The 19314-nt window shown below is 42.6% G+C and carries 16 protein-coding genes and 1 pseudogene; 5 read left to right on the forward strand and 12 right to left on the reverse strand.

What is annotated here, in order from left to right:
* Window positions 1-108: 108 nt before the first annotated feature.
* The 6 genes from HWQ58_RS19640 to HWQ58_RS19665 all read right to left on the reverse strand — a co-directional run bounded on the left by HWQ58_RS19640 (window position 109) and on the right by HWQ58_RS19665 (window position 7148).
* Complete coding sequence (locus HWQ58_RS19640) at window positions 109-1194, reverse strand: hypothetical protein (RefSeq protein WP_292866194.1); 1086 nt, start codon at window positions 1192-1194, stop codon at window positions 109-111.
* 200 nt (window positions 1195-1394) lie between these two features.
* Window positions 1395-1814: a hypothetical protein gene (locus HWQ58_RS19645; RefSeq protein ID WP_292866197.1), complete on the reverse strand. Its 420-nt coding sequence runs from the start codon at window positions 1812-1814 to the stop codon at window positions 1395-1397.
* 79 nt (window positions 1815-1893) lie between these two features.
* Window positions 1894-3972 (reverse strand): NB-ARC domain-containing protein, encoded by a 2079-nt coding sequence (locus HWQ58_RS19650; protein ID WP_292866200.1) that lies wholly within the window; start codon window positions 3970-3972, stop codon window positions 1894-1896.
* 65 nt (window positions 3973-4037) lie between these two features.
* On the reverse strand, window positions 4038-6098 hold the full coding sequence (locus HWQ58_RS19655; protein WP_292866203.1) for an NACHT domain-containing protein: 2061 nt from the start codon (window positions 6096-6098) through the stop codon (window positions 4038-4040).
* Window positions 6095-6343 (reverse strand): hypothetical protein, encoded by a 249-nt coding sequence (locus HWQ58_RS19660; protein ID WP_292866206.1) that lies wholly within the window; start codon window positions 6341-6343, stop codon window positions 6095-6097. Before HWQ58_RS19660 ends, HWQ58_RS19655 begins: the two co-directional genes overlap by 4 nt.
* Window positions 6344-6383: 40 nt before the next feature.
* Entirely contained in the window at window positions 6384-7148 is a 765-nt protein-coding gene (locus HWQ58_RS19665; protein ID WP_292866209.1) for a CHAT domain-containing protein, read from the reverse strand.
* A gap of 750 nt (window positions 7149-7898) precedes the next feature.
* Between HWQ58_RS19665 and HWQ58_RS19670 the strand changes: the two genes are divergently transcribed.
* From HWQ58_RS19670 to HWQ58_RS19680, 3 genes are all read left to right on the forward strand, one after another.
* Window positions 7899-8150 carry a hypothetical protein gene (locus HWQ58_RS19670; protein WP_292866212.1) on the forward strand — a complete coding sequence of 84 codons (252 nt, stop codon included), beginning with the start codon at window positions 7899-7901 and terminating at the stop codon, window positions 8148-8150.
* A gap of 216 nt (window positions 8151-8366) precedes the next feature.
* Entirely contained in the window at window positions 8367-9044 is a 678-nt protein-coding gene (locus HWQ58_RS19675) for a TrkA family potassium uptake protein (protein WP_292866215.1), read from the forward strand.
* Window positions 9045-9112: 68 nt separating this feature from the next.
* Window positions 9113-9667: a DUF3124 domain-containing protein gene (locus HWQ58_RS19680; RefSeq protein WP_292866218.1), complete on the forward strand. Its 555-nt coding sequence runs from the start codon at window positions 9113-9115 to the stop codon at window positions 9665-9667.
* A 219-nt stretch (window positions 9668-9886) separates the two neighbouring features.
* Here HWQ58_RS19680 and HWQ58_RS19685 read toward each other — a convergent pair whose 3' ends face one another.
* The 3 genes from HWQ58_RS19685 to HWQ58_RS19695 form a co-directional block, all read right to left on the reverse strand.
* Entirely contained in the window at window positions 9887-11440 is a 1554-nt protein-coding gene (locus tag HWQ58_RS19685; RefSeq protein ID WP_292866240.1) for a cation:proton antiporter, read from the reverse strand.
* 159 nt (window positions 11441-11599) lie between these two features.
* Window positions 11600-12328, reverse strand: a complete 729-nt coding sequence (locus HWQ58_RS19690; protein ID WP_292866221.1) for a pentapeptide repeat-containing protein — start codon at window positions 12326-12328, stop codon at window positions 11600-11602.
* A gap of 227 nt (window positions 12329-12555) precedes the next feature.
* The gene (locus tag HWQ58_RS19695; protein ID WP_292866224.1) at window positions 12556-13353 is read right to left on the reverse strand and encodes a tryptophan-rich sensory protein; all 798 of its coding nucleotides are present in this window, start codon (window positions 13351-13353) and stop codon (window positions 12556-12558) included.
* A 136-nt stretch (window positions 13354-13489) separates the two neighbouring features.
* Here HWQ58_RS19695 and hisD point away from each other — a divergent pair, with 136 nt between their 5' ends.
* Window positions 13490-14770, forward strand: a complete 1281-nt coding sequence (gene hisD, locus HWQ58_RS19700) for a histidinol dehydrogenase (protein WP_292866227.1) — start codon at window positions 13490-13492, stop codon at window positions 14768-14770.
* Window positions 14771-14797: 27 nt separating this feature from the next.
* Here the strand turns inward: hisD and HWQ58_RS19705 are convergent, their stop codons facing one another.
* Window positions 14798-16171, reverse strand: a complete 1374-nt coding sequence (locus tag HWQ58_RS19705) for an alpha-amylase family glycosyl hydrolase (RefSeq protein WP_292866230.1) — start codon at window positions 16169-16171, stop codon at window positions 14798-14800.
* Window positions 16172-16205: 34 nt separating this feature from the next.
* Window positions 16206-16409: a hypothetical protein gene (locus HWQ58_RS19710; RefSeq protein WP_292866232.1), complete on the reverse strand. Its 204-nt coding sequence runs from the start codon at window positions 16407-16409 to the stop codon at window positions 16206-16208.
* Here HWQ58_RS19710 and HWQ58_RS19715 point away from each other — a divergent pair.
* Window positions 16405-16590 (forward strand): annotated as a pseudogene (locus HWQ58_RS19715) (IS6 family transposase); the annotation flags it as partial. The gene HWQ58_RS19710 and the pseudogene HWQ58_RS19715 sit on opposite strands and share 5 nt — an antisense overlap.
* A gap of 159 nt (window positions 16591-16749) precedes the next feature.
* Here HWQ58_RS19715 and HWQ58_RS19720 read toward each other — a convergent pair.
* Window positions 16750-19311 carry a CHAT domain-containing protein gene (locus HWQ58_RS19720; protein WP_292866243.1) on the reverse strand — a complete coding sequence of 854 codons (2562 nt, stop codon included), beginning with the start codon at window positions 19309-19311 and terminating at the stop codon, window positions 16750-16752.
* Window positions 19312-19314 lie beyond the last annotated feature (3 nt).

Genomic DNA, 19314 nt, shown 5'->3' on the forward strand with positions numbered 1-19314 from the left:
TTGATAGACCCCTGACATTGGATATCCCTCTTCTCATTAAATCTTATTATCTCATCTGTAGCCAGCTTTTAGAGAATTAGTATAACAACTTGGGTTACTAGTTTCCACTCATGCTTGAGCAATTCCTGGCTTCTCTTCAAAAACTACATTCTCAGCACTAATCCAACTGTGACCAAAGGCGAGATAGGCTTTAGCCGATAGGGGTTGACTGGGTTGGTAAACAATTTTAATATGGTTGATTCTTCTCCAAAAGAGGCTGAGGGCATTAGATCCCATTAAGATATCTCCGTAGGTTAGGTTAGCAGGCCATAGTTCTGGGCAGTCTGACCTCTGCGTGAAACCAGTCCAGTCGAGGAGGGCATTCCGCTTTCCGGGAGTACACAAGCCTGTTTTAACCAAATGATCGATAAATTGTTGCCAGCGTGATTGATCATGGAATTGTTTTGTGACAAAGCATTCCAGTCCGATTCTAGGATGAACTGTTTGATCAATATCAATGGCTAAAGCGAGAGTATCCATGAAGGGAGAGAGGGTTGACCCGTAAAGCGCCAATGCATGGGTTGGATATTCCCAACCAATTTGCTCCAGGTAGATTGGTAATTGCTCAAAAAGGATTTCTTTGATAGTTAGCCGCAATGCATGGGTTGGACGCGCTAGCCAGATCCCGATGTTTGCGAGCTTTGCGCCATCAGGCAAAGAGCTAAGGCAATGCTTGAGTTTTGTTGTAAGTTGTGGGTCGAGCGGATACTGAAACAGCCTAAGACTATGTTCAATCAGCTCTTGTAGACTGATCGTTGTTTCTGGCTTGAACATGATGTAAGGTGAAGGACTAATCGCCTCTATAGGCTGTTGATCTGTGAGCTGTTCGGGTAGGTCGAATTCAAGAATTAGATTGTTAATCGATTGATGCAAACTAGAAGCTGAGTCCATCCACTTCTGGGCAAAATTTTGGCAAGCTTGCCATGCAAAGTTCGGCAGAAAACGTCCTGAGAGTTCAGTGGGGAAGTGAGTAAAACTGGCATGCAAGTCAACGTCAGGTTCCGTGCCATTCAGACGGCATTCTAATGAGACAGCGGAAGAGATAGGTAAGCGTTGAGCTAAAGCTTGAATCTGAGCTAAGGCTTGGGGAGTGACTAGCTCAGGATGAAGATAGGGAGTAATAATCTTTAGGTAGTCTTCTAGTGAAACATTCATTTATCAATCTTAGAAAAGTTGAATGCACAAAAAATTGGAAATTTGTTTAATATAAAAACCAAACTACAGAGTTTACAGCAGAATTCTATGCTCTGAACATCTTTAGTTCTCTATCAAAGACGAGTATGGCAATCTACTTTGATGCCTCAGTGGGGGAAACCAAAAAAGCTAGGAGTAAAATGAAGAATCAGGCTAATGAATTACGGATAAATAGGAAGAACAGGGTCATTTCTAAGATATGCAATACCAGACTCAACGGTTTGACGATCCCAATGAGCCACTACATTTTCCCAATCATCATCTATTTGTTTTTTCTCTTGCTCAGCTATTTTTTGTGCTGCTTCCTTGGCTTCAATCTTTGCTTCAATTGGGACGTTTTTTGCTTCTATCTCTGCTTTTTTGAGATCGGTTTTGTCTTGTATTTTCTTTTTGTTATCATCAATTTTCTTTTGTAAAAACGTTTTCACCTCGTCGGCAGTAAAGCTATAGTTCACATTGCCCAGGCTGACCATCAGTTCTATAAAATTATCAAGACTATTCGTTGCTTTGAGTCTATCTTGCGTCGATCCCTGGCGTAGAAATTCTTCATTCACAAACTGCTCTAAAGATTCTTGAGACATAAGGTTTAATTGTGATTTGAAAAACTTGAGCGATATGACTGATATTGTATTTCTTCTAGTCGCAGACAATGAAATTGCCCTAGTGTTCATCCAAGCTTCCTGTCCGTCTTCCGAGGAAATCGGCAGTGTCCCCACCTGCCCAACAAGAATCATCTTTGCATGTCTCTGGTAAAGTTTTAGAAAATTTTTGGTTTAGGGCTTTATCAGCACTAATATCTGAATCGATGGTGTAACCGTTTGGAACACAAATATTAATGCCATCTCTAGTCTGTTGGTAACTACCTGAAACTCTGACTTGCCCCATAACGTAAATATTACTACCTACTGAATAAGCACTTCCTTGTTGCTGATGAGAATAGGCAGCTATGTAGCAACCCGGAGAACCGACAAATTCATTTACAGTGGGCAGGGCTGAGAAATCGGCAGGAAGAATCTTACGGTTTGGGTCAGAATGGCTCAAACCCAAGACTTGTACAATTTTCTTGCCGTCAGGAGAAGCCATCAATTTTTTCACAAAGAATAAGCGGACAAGGGGATGTATCGAGCAACTTGACTTATCCTGAACTGCAAGTAGATTCCAATCCTGCAACTCGACTATGGCATCTTCAATGTCTCGATCCTTTTTTATTGAAGCCAACACAGAGGACAGATCTTTCCCTAGAGAAGAGCGTAAGAAATCTAATCTTTGTTTAAGGAAGTCCCTGTAACTCTGAAATTCCCATGAACCAGTGGAAGGAAGTACACTCAGTAACAATGCCAGATCCTTAGCTTTAAGGGATAGTTGATCCCAATTCAATTCAAAAATTTTCTGCATTTCATCCAACGCTGATGAGTCTGTTTCTTCTCTCAATCGTTTTCTCATCTCACTCAAAGAAATGTTTCGCTTCTTTACATAGTTACCTACCAATTTTAATGCTAGGGGTAAGCATTCCAGAACTTGGCAGAGTTCCTGTGCATCTGATAATTCATCATCAACCTGATTTGCTAACGGTTGCCTCAGCAAGTCCAATGCTGCGGATTCTGCTAATCGAGAAAGTTTAAACTCCTGAAAAATATCTTCAGGTGAAGGTTGCGCTGTCACCAAAATCTTAAAGTTATCTCCTAAAGGTGGCAGGTAAGAACGCAACTGTTTATAATCCGTAACTCCATCAAAAATCACTAGTACAGTCTGTTCTTGTTCCCATCGCCGCCAAAACCAATTTGCTATGATTTCTTTGTCGGAACTATCGTTAACAGCGCCCTTTCCCTCATCAAAACTAAGCATGTATTCTGCAACAGAAGATATATCCCTTGCACGCAACCAACAGACTCCACCAGGATAAGCCTGTTTCCAGTATTTTGACGCATATTGGATGGCAAGTTCTGTTTTGCCAATTCCATCGACACCAGTAATAGCAATCTGATTCTGCTGTTGCAACTGTTGATGTAGTGTATCGAGATCTTGCTCTCTCCCCACAAACTTTACAACATTACTGCGGGGAATATTAGCACCCTGACTGGTTTTAATGTTGAGATCGAATTTGATTTGGTCATCCCCGTAAGCTTTTGGCTCAGGATTGAAGCCAAGCTCACGATCTTCTGGATTGCGTTCTTTATTATAAGCTTCAATCGTGGGAACCAATGATTTCATTGCAGCCGCAACTGTCTCACCGTTCGCCATGCTTTGATAAAAGCTTGTTGCAATACCTAGAGCTAACTTTTGATTCAGAAGTTCTTGCATTCCAATCACGCAGTCAAAGTGACTTCTCAACGCTTCTCCCGCGTTATTAGCAATCCCGCCAGCCAAACACACGTTAAAAAATAGAATACGAGGTTTAGTCTTTTCCTGAACAGACCCAAAGATCCTTTCAATATTCTCTTGAGAAAGCGTAATTTTTCCAGAAGGTTCACCGTTCACAACAAGTGAATGATTTGAAATTTCAAGCCTATTTTTTGAGCCATGACCACTCAGATGGATAACATTGGGTCTATGCTGATTTATTACCTCCACCATTTGAGTAAGGCTGTATCCTTTTGTATCTGGTAAAAGTTCAAAATCCGTCAAATTATGAAGTGCATTATCGATTTTAACATACTCTTCAGCCTGCTCTGCAGGACTATCTGCTTCTCCGGGATCTAGCCGCAAGAACAGAATTTTGTATGGTTTACTGTTAGTCATAGTGAATTAGAGATCCTTATATCAAAGGGTATTAAAAAACCTAAACAATTGTGATTGCCTTAAAACTATTTCCGCATAGGCTCCATCCGAGCAAAATGTTCCATCAGCATTCGATGTATAAAAAAGTAAGTACCTCCAGCCTGGTGCAAAAAAATGTCTTCCACAGCACAGTCCAGAAATCGAGAATAATTCCAGGGAATAATACCTTGACTAAAAAGTACTAACCGTAAGGTGAAATGTCGTATACAAGCCTTACCCGCTTCATTCACTAACACGCCCAGTCCGCCAAATCCCACCAAAATAATTGGTAAAGCTATCAATCTACAGGTATTGTTCAAACCCATCAGCGCAAACGCTAGTTCAGCCAATAGTGCGATTATCAGTCCAAAACTCAAGCCCACCCAACTTGCATTCAGTGCTGATCTCCAGATTCCCTGATTTGGAACCGTTCTAGTTTCGATCTCTAAACCCGTCAATCCGGAACTCACACCCAAAACTAAACCAAACACCAACCCCCAACTCAACCCCAACAATATTAATTTCCAGATGAAATAATTCGTTAGCCACGAACATAACCCCAAACCTACTGCACCAATCACCGCCCCTATCAACCCTTTGATTAGGGTATGTTTGCTCACCAGACTCTTTGTGAAGGTAGTCCAAGAGACTTCAAACGTCTCAATTGTCTTAATTTCTCCTTTCCCCACCGCCACAGTTAACGCACCAATCCCAGCACCAAGCAATCCCAGCACTAAACCCCATTTCAATCCATCTCCCCAATTCCAGATCAAGCCACTCTTACAACTTAATCCCCCGCTTAAGCCACCTGTCAGTCCAGACACTAACCCACCACTTAAGCCACCAACCAGTACAAGTCCAATCCGATACAGGAACACTTTTTTACCCTGCTTTAACCAGGAGGGCTGCATCCGCTCAATGAGAAAAATTGTTTGAGATTCTCGAGTCATTTGTTGGGCTAATTTAACTAACCAGCGGATCATTTTTGCTTTTGTGTATAGTCTGCTACCTCTACTCCTATGCCAAAACATCTGTTGAATATAGGCATCAAACAAATGTCGGTGGTTTTCCTCCACTGTGCCCATATGGGGTATTTCTTCTGGTACTTTATGTTGATACGCCAGACTCATGACACTCAGCATCAGAGGAGACTGGGCTAACTCCTGTAACGTCCTATCGTTCTGCAACAAGACTTTTAATGTCTTCAATTGATCGCCCGCTCCCTCCAAATATAAACTCACTTGCTCAGGCGTTAATGACTGGAGATAAATTGCTGTTTGTACTTGCAGGCGGGTAGAAAGCACTTCGTAGTCTTGCCAACGGCTACAGACGACTATCTCCGTCTGTCCATAATCTTGCATGAACTGATTGAGGTACTGGATGCAGGCTTCCCGTCGCTCTGCCTTTACCTCATCCAACCCATCCAATAACAGCAACAATTGTTGATCTGCAACCCAGGCTTTCCCCAAATTTTTAGAAACTTGATACTTACTGCTCAATTCCTCAACCAACCAGATTGAGATGGGTTTCGGCTTCAGTGCCCAAGAAGCCAAGTTCAGCACCACCGGAATTGGTTGGCTGATATCCTGTTCGGTACGGGCAATCAAATCCTTTGCCAGCCTCAGCAAAGTAATGGTTTTTCCCGTTCCCGGTTCTCCCAGAATGAGTAGGGTTCGCCCCTCTCCCATTTGATGGAACACCTCAACAACATTTTTGGTTTTCAGTAGGGAGCGTTTAGATGCTGCTGGAATTGCCTGAAAATGTTTAAACGAATCCTTCACCGCATCTAAACGCTCTTCTAGACCCAATTCAATCAAAACTCTGGCATGGAGCGACTTTTCTAAAACATCCTGAACCCAATAATTTTTGACCTTATTGAGTAAGACCTTGCGAAAACGATCATCTTTCTCAGTTGAAGACTTTAGAGTGCTGATGGGTAACTGCCCCAAGTTCTTGGGAATGCGATCGTAAACAGTCAGATTAATAACCTGAACATCTCTTCCTTGGACGGTGTTAAAGACATTCCCATCTCCCTGCAATTGCACATCCCCCAGCGATTGCTGCTGGCTAGGCGGCTGATCCCCCAAGTCATTCTGGTTCTGGTTCATAACAGTTCGGTCCAGGCTTTTGCCACAAGGTCTGCCACCTGCGTCACCGGAGCCGCCAACGTTAATACCCCACTCAGCCCTTGCTTCAGCGCCACCACCACCTCATTCACAAAGTTTTTGTCTGGCTTGGGCTTTTGTAACTCTTCTTGGAGCATACTAATCTTTGACTCTGTGTCTTTTCTGGCGAACGAACTCAGCGCATCCGTTGCCGAAACCTCCTTTTTTAGCTTCATCAATAGTGTCAATGCTGCTTCCAGGTCTGGATTGCTACGGCTGCTCTGAGTGTTATCTTTGACTCAATTTGACATTACCCCCTGCCTGAATCGCGTTGAAGGGGTTATTGCTACCGCTAATCGTGACATTGCCGATTGCTTGGGACTGAGGCAATCTTGCCAGAGGTTCTGCGATCGCAGCTGGAACACTCTTTGCTTGTAACGACTGACTCACCGTTTGATTCCCCTGCAAAAGGGCACCACGGCGCTTTCGGTTTTTCAGCACGGGCGTTGAGTACTCCGAACTGCCTTCTAATGCGATCGCACTACACCCAATTTTGTACGCTTCCTCATAGGGACTGCCAGCACCCAAGGCATCATAAAATCCTTCCGCAAACTGGACGGCTGACTTGTCTCCTATTGGCTGATTCATCCCAATTACACAATCCACGAACTGGTGAATTGCCGTTGCCTGAATCTCTGAATAGCAGGCATTGAGCAAGACACACTCAATTTCACCCGTCTCAAAGATGCCAAATAATCCTGCTAGAGCTTCTGTACTCACAAGCTGCACTTTGCCAGCATCATTTTCCAGAATCAATCCCTGCTCTCCAATGCCATGCCCAGAAAAGTGGACAATTTGCGGTTTGTGATCCAGCATTGCCCGTCGCAGATCTGTTGTCCGAACTGCCAGTTTAGTAGTGATTTGGAAGCGATCGCGGTAGTGCGATCGTTGTAAAGCTTCCTCAATCCGCCGCACTTCCGCATCCAAACACAAAGGGTTTGAACCTGTATTACTGGGATTAGCAGTCAAAATGAGAATTTTGATGGGATTCATAAAGCACGTGCCCCTCCCCTGGATTACTTAACTGGTAGCCACTTAGATAATACTTATACTTATCACAGATTTATTAGGAAATTATGCAAGAGCTTTGGCGTTGCATAAATGCGGGATGATTCAGCTAAATATAGTTATTTCTCTAATAAATTGACGACGTAAAGCGCAAGCTGCATAGAATTGCTTTTTTAAGTCTTCTGTAATACTGATATGCATACTACTAGTGTTATGAATGGTGTCTACACAAACTTATAAATGTACAACATAGCGTTGCAATGTATATTACCAGCATCAGTGTAATTGCGATAGTAGTTAAGCTTAAGTTAATCTAAAGTTTTTAACTAAATATTTGCTGTATCTTATTCAGCCTTGAACCCAGCATTTATGAATAATTATTTATCTTCTATCAAATAGAAATATTTGTTTATATTACTGCTACTTCCGCCCCTAATTTTTTCCTTTCACAGCATTTTAGTTATTAGAAAATCCCACATCAGCACCAGCCTTTCACCAAAGCCCGATATCTGCAATAGCCAAAAGTTCTGGTATTGTTCACACACCTCCCCACCCGCACCACCAAAGACTATTCTGAGCCTGGAAAACAAGCTCAACCTTGCCACTAGCTTTTTGTTGGGTTTTGAACCTGTCAAAAGGTGAGGTCGAGAAGATGCTCCAGATGTACCCGCATGCTGATCGCGATCGCACGCCCTAACTACTGCCTATGTTCGCCGAACAGCCGGGGTAGCCCAAATGTTCCCCCTTCTGCAACCTCGGCTTACACCCCGTCAGCCCCTCCACCTCCGAGGACAGCAACCACCCAGCCGCCGCCTTACCGCGAGAGTGCCAATAGGTGTTGTAGGTGTTGTAGCGGGTCAGAGATCCAAAGGTGTCGGGCAAAGACGCGCCCTTCAGCAAGTCCAACGACATCGCTTCTACCAGCCCAACCATCTCCCCATTTTCAAAAAAGTGCTATTTTGGCTCGGCTACAAACTTAATTTTTAACATACTGTTTACCCCACCAAATAAGTAATATTGATGCATTAGAAGTTTTTAAATGCCTGATAGTAAAAGATTTTTATCTTACCAAAGCTAATTCAAAAAGTCTACACCCCGTTACGCTAACAGCACTCAGTAAGGGAGCAGTTTCTCAAGCTACATGTTCATTTACTTGTTAACCTATAGAGTGAAACAAGAAGTTACAGAACATCAAAAATAGCCATGTACGTACTGATTGGTGGAGCGGGCTTAGTGGGCTTAAGTTTAGCGCAAAAACTGGTAGAACTAGGACATACTGTTGCTGTAATTGACATTGATCCTATCGCTTGCCGCTACGCCCGTGAACAAGTAGGAGCAATGGCTTTTGAAGGCAGTGCTGTGAGTACAGAAGTATTATTAGAAGCGGGGATTTGCAAAGCCGGTTCCTTAGCAGCAGTTCTGAGAAGTGATGCCTTAAACTTAGCAATGGTAACTCTTGCTAAACACTACGGCGTCACCCATATTTTGAGTCGGATGCGCCACCCCGACTTTGCCGAACCACTGCGGATAGCTGGAGCTAACCATATTGTCAGTACTGTTGAACTATCAGTTGCAACAATGGTGAACGCCATTGAGTATCCACAAGTGGAATCAATGATGCATTTTGAGCAGGGACAGATTGAGGTTCTAAAACTTTCCATCCCTAACAATTGCTATGTTGCTGGTCGTAGCGTTGCCGAAATTGCTCAGGATTCCCAATTCCCTACTGGTTCGCTAATTATTGGTTATCAATCCCATCCCCATGAAGATTTGATGATTCCTAACGGTAGTACAATACTGGAACCTCATTCAACTGTGCTGATTGTGACTAAACCAGGATGTTTACATCAAGTCATTGATTTTATTGAACAAAGATGTTGAGCGCAGTTCCTACCTAACTATTTATTAGGTAGGGTTAGCTACACATATAAAAAAATTGGTGAGTTTTGATGAAGCCGTATCGATATATTTATTTAGCGATCGCTGTTATTATTCTTGCATCTTGTGAATCAACACCCAAGTCACAACCTAATGCCATTCCAGCAACCCCATTGCAAAAAACAGTGACGCTGGATAAGAATTTTAAGATAGCCAGCGGTGAAACTCTTTATGTTCCGGTCTACTCTCATATCTATCATCACAATCGCCAAGAGATTTTTGAGTTAGCAGTTACCCTTAGTATTCGGAATACAGATTTGAGCAATCCGATTATTATTACTTCTGTGCGCTACTATAACTCAGAAGGTAAACTAGTTAAACAGTATTTGGAGCGCCCTATTCAACTTGATGCGCTAGCTTCTACAGATTTTTTTATCAATAGAAATGACACCAGTGGAGGTTTAGGCGCAAACTTCATTGTCGAGTGGGTAGCCCAAACCGAAATATCTGAACCGATAGTGGAAGCAGTCATGATTGGCACTGACTTTCAACAAGGAATTTCTTTTATCAGTCCTAGTAGAGTAATTAAAAGTCAAAATAACGATAAGCGATCGCCTTTAAAATAATTCGTAATTCGTAATTCCTAATTAAGTGGGGAGATGAGGGAGATGAGGGAGATAGGGGGACAAGGGGACAAGAGGACAAGGGGGTAAACAAAACTCCTAACTCTTAACTCAGCACTCAACACTCAGCACTCCTAATGCCCCATGCCCAATGTCCAATACAACTCTTGGAGAGGCTGCGCCAACGACAACGCTCAGTACAAGTGCCTAATGCCCAACAAATTAATCATCTTCTAATTTCAGTAATTGTTCATCAAGAGTTTGTATCCGTACGCGCACAATTTCTTCTGAGAGAATTCGTTTGCGCATTGCCTCATTGAGCGCTCCTTTTTCTGCCAGCAGTAAACGTCGGCGAATGGCTTCAAGTTTACTGCTCTTGCCACTTCCACCTTCCACCTCATCAGGGCGACGATTATATAGTTCCCGCAGCGTCTTTTCTGCACCGGCAATTCGTACTTGATAAGCTGAACGCATCTCTTCATAAACGGCTTTTGGTAATACCCCTGATTTCAACAGGCTATCTAATTCATCTTGTGCCGCCTTACCCGTCATCAACTGGGCTTGCAACTCTTCAACCTGTTGTTGAATTTCGGAAAATTTAGATAATTTTAAGCGTTTTACCACCCAAGGCAAACTTAAACCCTGTCCCACTAACGACACCAGCACAGAGCCGAAGACTATAGCTATCAGGACTTCTCGCCCTGGTAATGTGGTGGGTAAGCTCAACGCTAGAGCCATTGAGAGTGAACCTTTAATGTTGCCTAAAAACAGTAAATGTTGCCAACGCAATGGAATTGGGCGGTCAATCCAACGAACCACAGCTAGCAGTGGATAAACTGTAAGAACTCGCCCGACTTGATAAGCCAAAACTGCAAGTAAAATTGCAGGTAAAGTTTTCCAGAGTGTTACCAGGTTTATTTCTACACCAATCAACAGAAAAATAAAGGTATTGACAGTAAAACTGGCATATTCCCAGAAACTCAACAAGGTGATGCGACTAGAAGCAGAAGTATTCCGAGAAAGCCCAAAATTACCGAAAATTAAGCCAGCGACAACTACTGCTACAGGGCCTGAGACACCGAGATATTGCCCAACCTGAAAAGTTCCTAATGCAACTGCGACTGTCAGCACAAGACTGCTAAGAGCATCATCTAAACGGGCGAATACAGGTATACTCAAGTAGCCCAAGACTAACCCCACAACGCAGCCTCCTAGAGAGATAAATAGCAGTTGTTGGATTCCCTCTAGAAATGTGAGTGAGCCTGTTGAATATACTTGCACAATCAGGTTGAAGGAAACTAAGGCAGCGGCATCATTGAATAGAGTTTCCCCTTCAACAATAGTGGAAAGCCGGGAAGGCACTGGTATATCCTTAAATACAGCAATCATGGAAACAGTATCAGTGTTTGCCAGCATTACTCCAACAAATAACGCAGGTATCCAACTCAATCCCAAGACAAATTTCAACAGGACGGCAATAATCGCACTAGAAATCACAGCCCCTGGCCCAGCTAGTAGGGCAATTGGTTTAAAGGTGCTGCGTAGACGACTGACATCTGTATTAATACCAGCTTCAAAGAGCAGAATTGGCAAGAAAAGATCCAAAACAAGGGTTGGACTTAAACCAATCCGACGAGATAATAACTCAGTGATGGGCAAACCTGCTAGTACTAAACCCGTAACATAAGGAATTCCCAACCGTCGGGACAGCAAAGCTACTCCTGTAGCAAGGAGCAAGAGAATAATTGAAACTTTGACTAATTCGGTAACATCCACTATTGCGTTTTGGAAAGTTAGTTTGACTTGACTGATAGATTCTCTCTTCATTCATGCCAAATTAGCAAGTTCAGGGTGTGGGTTCAGAATGGAACGAGCCAGTACTTGCTACCATAGCTCGGCAATCCTAGCACCAAACTCAGAGTCACTAAATTAAATTTAGTATTTGTTCGGATATTGTTGAGCAAAAGCCAAGTCACTTTCAATTAACTTGGCATCTGTTAGGTTAGCCCCACTCAAATTGCACAAGTGAAAATTTGCCCCTCTGAGGTCTGGTAGTGACAGATTAGCTCCTGTTAAATTTGCACCAGTGAGGTTGACTTCACTTAAGTTAGCACTACTTAGGTTAGCCCCCTGAAGTGAAGCTTGTTGGAGGTCTGACTCGCTTAGGTTTGCCCTCATCAAGTATGCTTTACTCAAGTCGGCTCCACTTAAATTCGCTTGAGTTAGGTCTGCTGCTGTTAAATCAGCTTTACTTAGATTGGCTTGCCTTAAATCCGCCCAACTCAATGAGGCATAACTTAGGTTAATTTCACTTAACTTCACTGATGCAAGTACTGCACACCTCAAATTAGCATTAACAAAATTTCTTTCTCCGATTGCATAACGGCGTAAAATTTCATCAGTTGTTGCTCTGTCTAAAACAGCTTTTGATGCGCCTTCATAACACCATGTAGCTTTTAATAGTTTGGCAGCAGTGTTAACAGCTACCTCATCACCAGAAGCCACAACTACACCATTGCAGCCATCCCACTGACCGTTAAGCATTAGGGCAATCTCACTAGCGGCAGCAATTGAGTCAAATAGTAAAACACATTCTTTATGCCGTTTTAACCAGTTATTCCAACCAATCGAGATAATATTTTTCATTTCTATAAATTTTGGCATTTTCAGACGATTGTGGCTCTAACTATCTATTCTGGCTAATAACAATCAGACTGGTGTGTGTAACAACCGACCATGATTGTGCGTGTTTAACGAATGCTTGCTAAAAGTTCTCTCTTAACCGACGTTGGGCGGGTATGTTATCACACTTAAATATGTTTTTGTTGGGTGCGTAATACCAATTCGCAATTCGCAATTGAGAAATTTAGATGCTGCAAGGCAATCCCTGCTTACATCTGTTGCCTTATTTTAGAGAATTGGTGTAAGCTGTTAATCGTAGCGATTAAAACTAGGACAATTGCTAAAACCAATACGGTATTTCTGAGCATTGAGTTATCAGAATGCTTGAGTGCGATCGCTACCAATGCCCAGAGTGTTACTCCTGCATAAGCAATGTCTCGACGCTGGATGACTATAACTGCTGCAACTGTTGTTGCTATCAATACCATGACGAGAGTCCAAATTACAGCAGAAATCCCCCAACCGTTCCACCCGTGAAAATCTAAGGCACACGCTACATTGACAATGGTCGCCACGCTAATCCAGCCTAGATAAATACTAATAGGAAAGTGAATACACCATTTTTTCAGCCGAGGTACAGGTGATTTGCCAATTTCTAACTGCACATAGACAGCAATTAGCGGCAACAGAATCAAGAGCATTGCAATCACAGAAAGAGCAAAAAACCGAGACAAAAACAGATACACCCAGATACTTTGAGCAACACAGGCAACCACTAACAGATAACCTGTCTTACATAAATCAGGCTCATGTCGCTGGTTAGGTAGAACTTGGTATACCCCAAAAGCAAACAACCCAAGGTAAATTAGCCCCCAGATAGCAAAGGCGTAATTGGCAGGGATAATCAGGACATTTTTAAACAAAATATTGGAAATTTCCCCGATGCTAAGTCCATTGAGCGGAAAAACGTTCGATACTACGTTGATAAAAAAAGCACCAAAGATTGCAGCCAAAGTAACAAGCTGCCGCCAAAGATCCCGGTAATTGCCTCTTGTGGACTGCTGCATAGGATGTTAACTCATAATCTTTTGTACTTTTAGCTTACATCCCAAAAAGAGTGATGCATATAAGCCACAGTCATATCGAGCAAGTTAATCAGGAGTTAAACTAATTATTGACCTCACTGCTTTTAAGGTACTGTCCATGCAGCTACTTCAAACTACCGACAAAGATTTTTCTGTGAAATTCAAAACTCTTGTAAGCGATCGCCGGGAAGTTACAGTTGATGTTAGTGGGACAGTACGCGAGATTCTGGCTGATGTGAAAGTGCGTGGTGATGCCGCAGTCAAGGAATATACTAACCGCTTTGACCGTAACAATCTCCAGTCTTTGCATCTAAGCGAAACTTTTATTGCCGAACACGCAACGCAATGTCCTGCCGATGTCTTGGCGGCGCTGGAATTTGCTGCTCAAAGGATTGTGGCTTTCCATGAAAAACAACTACCACAAGATATTGGCTATACCGATGCAGTCGGGGTAAAACTGGGATTGAATTGGGTAGCGCTGTCGCAAGTGGGAATTTATGTACCAGGGGGACGGGCTAGCTATCCGAGTTCTTTGTTGATGAATGCCTTACCAGCTAAGATTGCTGGTGTTGAAAGAATTGTCATGACAGTACCGATGCCTGGCGGTGAGATTAATCCCGCCGTATTGGCTGCTGCTCAAGTTGCTGGTGTTACAGAAATATATGGCATTGGTGGGGCGCAAGCGATCGCAGCATTAGCCTATGGTACAGAAAGCATTGCCCCAGTAGATAAAATTGTTGGCCCTGGTAATGCTTATGTTGCTGAAGCCAAGCGTCAAGTCTTTGGCACTGTTGGCATTGATAGCATCGCTGGCCCTTCAGAAATTTTAGTGGTAGCCGACAGCCAGAACAACCCAGATTGGATTGCCTGGGATTTATTATCGCAAGCAGAACATGATCCTAGTGCCCAGTCAATCTTAATTACTGATTCCGAAATCTTCGCGCAACAAGTAATAAAGGCTGTTGAGAAAATTCTCGCCGATTTACCCACCAGAGAAGTTGCCAGTGCAAGTTGGCAAAATTATGCAGCCGTGATTCTGGTCAGCGATTTGCTAGAGAGTATACCACTGCTCAATCAACTAGCTCCTGAACATGTGGAATTGTGCACAGACAACCCGCAACTGCTTGCCGATCAAATTAAGTGTGCCGGGAGCGTGTTTTTAGGACGCTATACTCCAGAAGCGATTGGCGATTATTTAGGAGGCCCCAACCATGTACTGCCAACTGCCCGTTCTGCCCGCTTTGCCTCTGGTTTGAGTGTCTACGATTTTCTCAAACGAATTACTTTTTTAGAATGTGACAAACAATCATTACAGACAATAGGCAAAGCAGCTGTCACCTTAGCAGAAACAGAAGGTTTGCCAGCCCATGCAGGTAGTGTATCTGTACGCTTGCAATAAAAAGCTGAGAAGAAATGGAGAGAGTATCTACACTTGACATTGATTAAAAGGTTCTCGAATAAAATAGAGTGCATCGCGTTTTTGTACTTCCATACCGCCTCTATTCCAGTTTCCCCAACGAGTTATAAATTTTTTCCCACCTTCGCGACGTTCAATCGCAACAGTAAAATTATTACGGAGTTCCCGATAACATCCATCCAAATTCGTCAAGGTCAAATCCAGTGCTGGGATATTAAATTTATTCTCCCCTTTATTGACAACAAAAAATCCTTCACTGCCTCGCTCCATTAGCAATACAGTCGGACTATCAATGGCTGCTAAGACATTTTCTTTGATATTTTTTTTCTGATTTCCTCTTTGATGCATAATTTGGCGGAATTTGACACCATATTTGATAAAAGAAGCATCTCTATTATCCCAGTTCAGTATTAAAGGAGTGCCACTTTCTCTTGCCAGGATATATGCTGTTGCGAGGAAAGAGTCAGAAGGATCGCTATAGGGGTTAATCGCATTGGAATTAATCTCGCGGATAGTATCGTGGTTTCTGCCAAAAGTAACGCTACGCGGATCGTTTATGCCTGTGGGAACTCGCAGAGAACGCAAATCTCCACCAAAGCTGAAGGCATTTTTCATTGAATTGTAGAGAACAAAATCTGTGACAGCAGCAATCCAGTTATAATTTTCTGCACTGGTGTCGCTATCTGTGATTACCTCAAGATAATTCCATGCTTTTCCTTGACTTTGTTGATTTACATAGCTGATGTACTCTTTGACAACATCTACTGGGATATGTTTGGCAGCATCAAATCGAAATCCATCAATCCCTAAATCTAGCAATTTTTTTAAATGAGCTTTTTGAATTGTTTTAACATTATTGGTAAATCTCAATTCAGGAAGTCCACCTAACCAACAATTAATTTCTGAATCTCTATTGCCATCACTATAATTAATGCTACAAGATTTTTTACCTGGACGGTTTGAATCCGAATTAAAGTCATTTATAGAAAGACCTGGAAATTTAGTTAAATATTCAAAATCATCATTGCCATCTAAATTAGCCATGTGATTGAAAACAACATCAGCAATCACTTTGACATGACAACTGTGGGCTTGACTAATAAGTTTTTTTAAATTGAAGAGTGAACCTCTACCTTCGATAATGCTGTAGTCTACAGGTTGATAGCGTGCCCACCATTCTGGAGCAGGATTAGATTTTTGGGCTGGAGAAATTTGAATGTGAGAATATCCTTGCTTCCCTATTTCACATACAAACTTTTCAATATCAGTGTACTGCTGATCAAATGCATGAAAAATCGCAGAAGGTTTTTCTCCTGCTAATGTCTTAATCGGGTAAATACAAGTTGTGCAGATTACAACTGCACAGATGAAGATATTTTTCATCAAAGATATTACTCCTAAACCGTATCGTGTTTTACTATGCCATAAAGTTTCCTGGGAAAACCTCAAATTCTTCTCCGTCGATTTCTGCGATCGCTTGTCCCGATAAAATGTAAATCCATTCTTCCTCACAGTGGTGGGAAGTGGATAGAATTTGTGGTTGCGTTGCAAAAACTAGGGCAGGTCTGGTAGAAATGTGGTTGTAGCAGTAGTCTTGTAACAAAGTTAGCCCGTTAATCAACTCAAAAGAACCGTTTAAATGGCGTCATTTCCAATCCGAGATCATTCTGCTATGTGTGCGGTGGTATCTACGATATCTATTGAGCTAGAGGAATCTGGAAGAAATGATGCAGGAACGGGGACTTTTGGTCGATCACACAACGGTTTATCGTTGGGTACAAGCTTATGCTCCAGAAATTGAATCTCGATGCATCGTAAAGGACAAGTCAAGGGAATTGAAAAAACAGACATCGTTGCTCAAGTGAAATTTGTGGCTCAAATTTTGGGAGTAGTCGCATAACTCGTTCTGATTTATACAGAGCTTTTGTCCTTTGCAAGTTTTTGCAACACAACCGAATTTGTCAAAGCCAGTTACCAACTAAAACATAAGGTGCCCAGTAGCCAGGACGACTGTAATTGGGATAATCTTTTAACAACTTTACTTGGGCACGACGCAAGGCTTCAGCCTTTGTCACCTCATTTTTAACTAACTCCCGATAAAATTCACCGATTAAGATAGCAGTAGATTTATCACTGATATGCCATAGTGAAGCCAAGGTACTACGGGCACCAGCTTTCACAGATGCTCCTGCTAGCCCTAGCGTGGCGCGATTGTCACCAGTAGCAGTTTGGCAAGCACTTAACACCAACATTTCCAAGGCTTCTGAGCGAGTTTGATCCCGACGACGCAGCAGGCTATCAAATTGTGTAACGTTGATCGGCCCATCATCTGCAAGTATAAAAGTATTCTCAACACTGGAGCTAAATTGACCGTGAGTTGCCAGATGTAACACATTAAATGGTACAGCATTTACCTTACTCTCTAGGTTTTTGCTGTTGAAGTCTCGGTTTAGTAACTGGGTGGTAGACGCGATCGCTTGGGAAATAGAGTCGAATTCTGATTTAATTTCTGGTAGCGGTGGAAATTGCTGTTGAAAGCCTTCTGGTGGTTGCACTAATCCGGCAGCTAGTACATTGAGTTTTGTTTGTGTCAAGGGTTTGAGTGCGAGTAACTGAAGTCCTAAGCTGAGTGCTACAGCGTATTTTTCTACCAGATATTGCTGACCGTCATACAATATAGCCATTGGCACATTTCGCAATATTCCATCCAGTACAAATACAAGGGTTTTGACGCCACTATCTTGTAAATCTGACTCAATTTCTTTGATTAACCACCCATAGACTTCCTGTGATAGCGCCTGCACTTCCTCAGTTCGATCGGGTTCTAATAGATACTCTCTGAGTTGTTTTATAGTACCTTCTACCTCGTTCTGTGACTTATTTACTGTATAATTACGCAGTGGTTGGTTAGGAATTTTAACAATTACTTGGAGTTGATCAGGCAGAATAATTGGATAAACGATCGCGGCTGTAGGATTATCTTTATCTACTATTGTGTCAAGCAAAACAGTTTTGGCATTAATGCAAGCTTCCCGGAAAAAGTCGTCTAATTCCGCTAGTTGCAGGGCTTCAATCCTCTGTCTAGCTTTGTCTAGGATTGGTTCGCTCGGATGAGTTTGCTGAAACTGCAACAATAATTCTACGGACTCTCGATATACAGGTTCTACACTTTCTTTAAAGGAAAACTGGACATCTCGATTCACAACTACTAAGTCACTACGGAGAGTCTGCAACTCACTGATCGCAGTATCATAGCTAACAATAGCGCCTTCAATCTCTCCTTGCTGTTTTAACAAGCGTCCTAACTGCCAATGCCAACGATAAGCGATATCTGGGGCATTGATTGTTTGGGCTATGGTCAGTGCCTGTTGGGTGAGGTTCTGGGCTATTGACCATTGTTTAGTTTGCTCGTATACACTGCCCAGAGTCCCTTGGGCAAAGCTCTCGGCTCGTTTATCTGCCAAATCTTCAGCTTGTTGCAAGGCTCTGGCGCAGATTTGAGCGATCGCTTTGGGTGTAGTCCCAAATTTCATCAAGCTTTGAGCTAGATTAATCTGGGCATAAATAGTTGTCACAGAAGCAGGTAGTTGTGCCAGTTGAGTTTGGATTTGCGGCAATAGTGTCTGCACGGCGGCTGTTTGTCCCGTGTTCACTAGTAGGTTCAACTGATTAACTTGAGCCTGAACTTTGCTAATTGGGTTAGGAGCGATCGCAGCAGCTTGCTGATAAAACTGTATTGCACCCTTAAAATCTTGCTGTACTTGTGCCGTGTTGCCTAAACTGAATAAAGCCGCGCTCACATCCTGGGGAGAATCCAATTTTTGGGCAATTGACAAACTTTGCTGTAATACCTGACGGGATTGATTCAAATCTCCTGCTAGTTGCAGAGCATTCCCAAAAGACCGTAATTCTACTGCTTTACTGACTGAATTAGGTTTTGATTGTAACTCCTCCTGTAATTGAGTCAAGATCGTCAAAGCCCGACGGTAAAATCCCAAAACTTGCCATGCTTGTGCTTGATTGATGCGATCGCGGGTAATGCCATTTTGATCGCCTAATTGCTTATAGCTGGCTTCCGCATGTTGCCAGGTGTTAAGTGCCTGTTCAGCTTGTCCCAAGTCTAGTTGAATACTACCTTGAATATCTAGAATTGGAGCCAAAACCTGAAGATTTTCGCCAGTAGAAGATTTTTCGAGTAACTTCAAGCTATCTGTAATTGCTTGTTGCGCTTGTGTCAAATTACCCAGTTTTTGATATGCTAATGCCAAATTACTTAATGCTACAGCTTGCCGCAATTCATTGCCCTGGCTGCGATAACTTTTAACTCCTTGTTGCAAAACTTTAGCCGCTTCTGCAAACTGTCCTGCCTCATACAGCATTTTACCCTGTTGCAGCAAATCTTGTGTTTGTGCAGGAGGATTTTGGATTGAGACTCCAAAAGTTGCGATATGTTGTGTCTCTAAAGTTGCAGCAACAGGAAAAGTAATAACGCACAAAAAAGCTGTCACCAGAACCAAGAGCATGAA

This window comes from Nostoc sp. LPT (assembly GCF_017115165.1).
In the GTDB taxonomy this organism is placed as follows: Bacteria; Cyanobacteriota; Cyanobacteriia; order Cyanobacteriales; family Nostocaceae; genus Nostoc.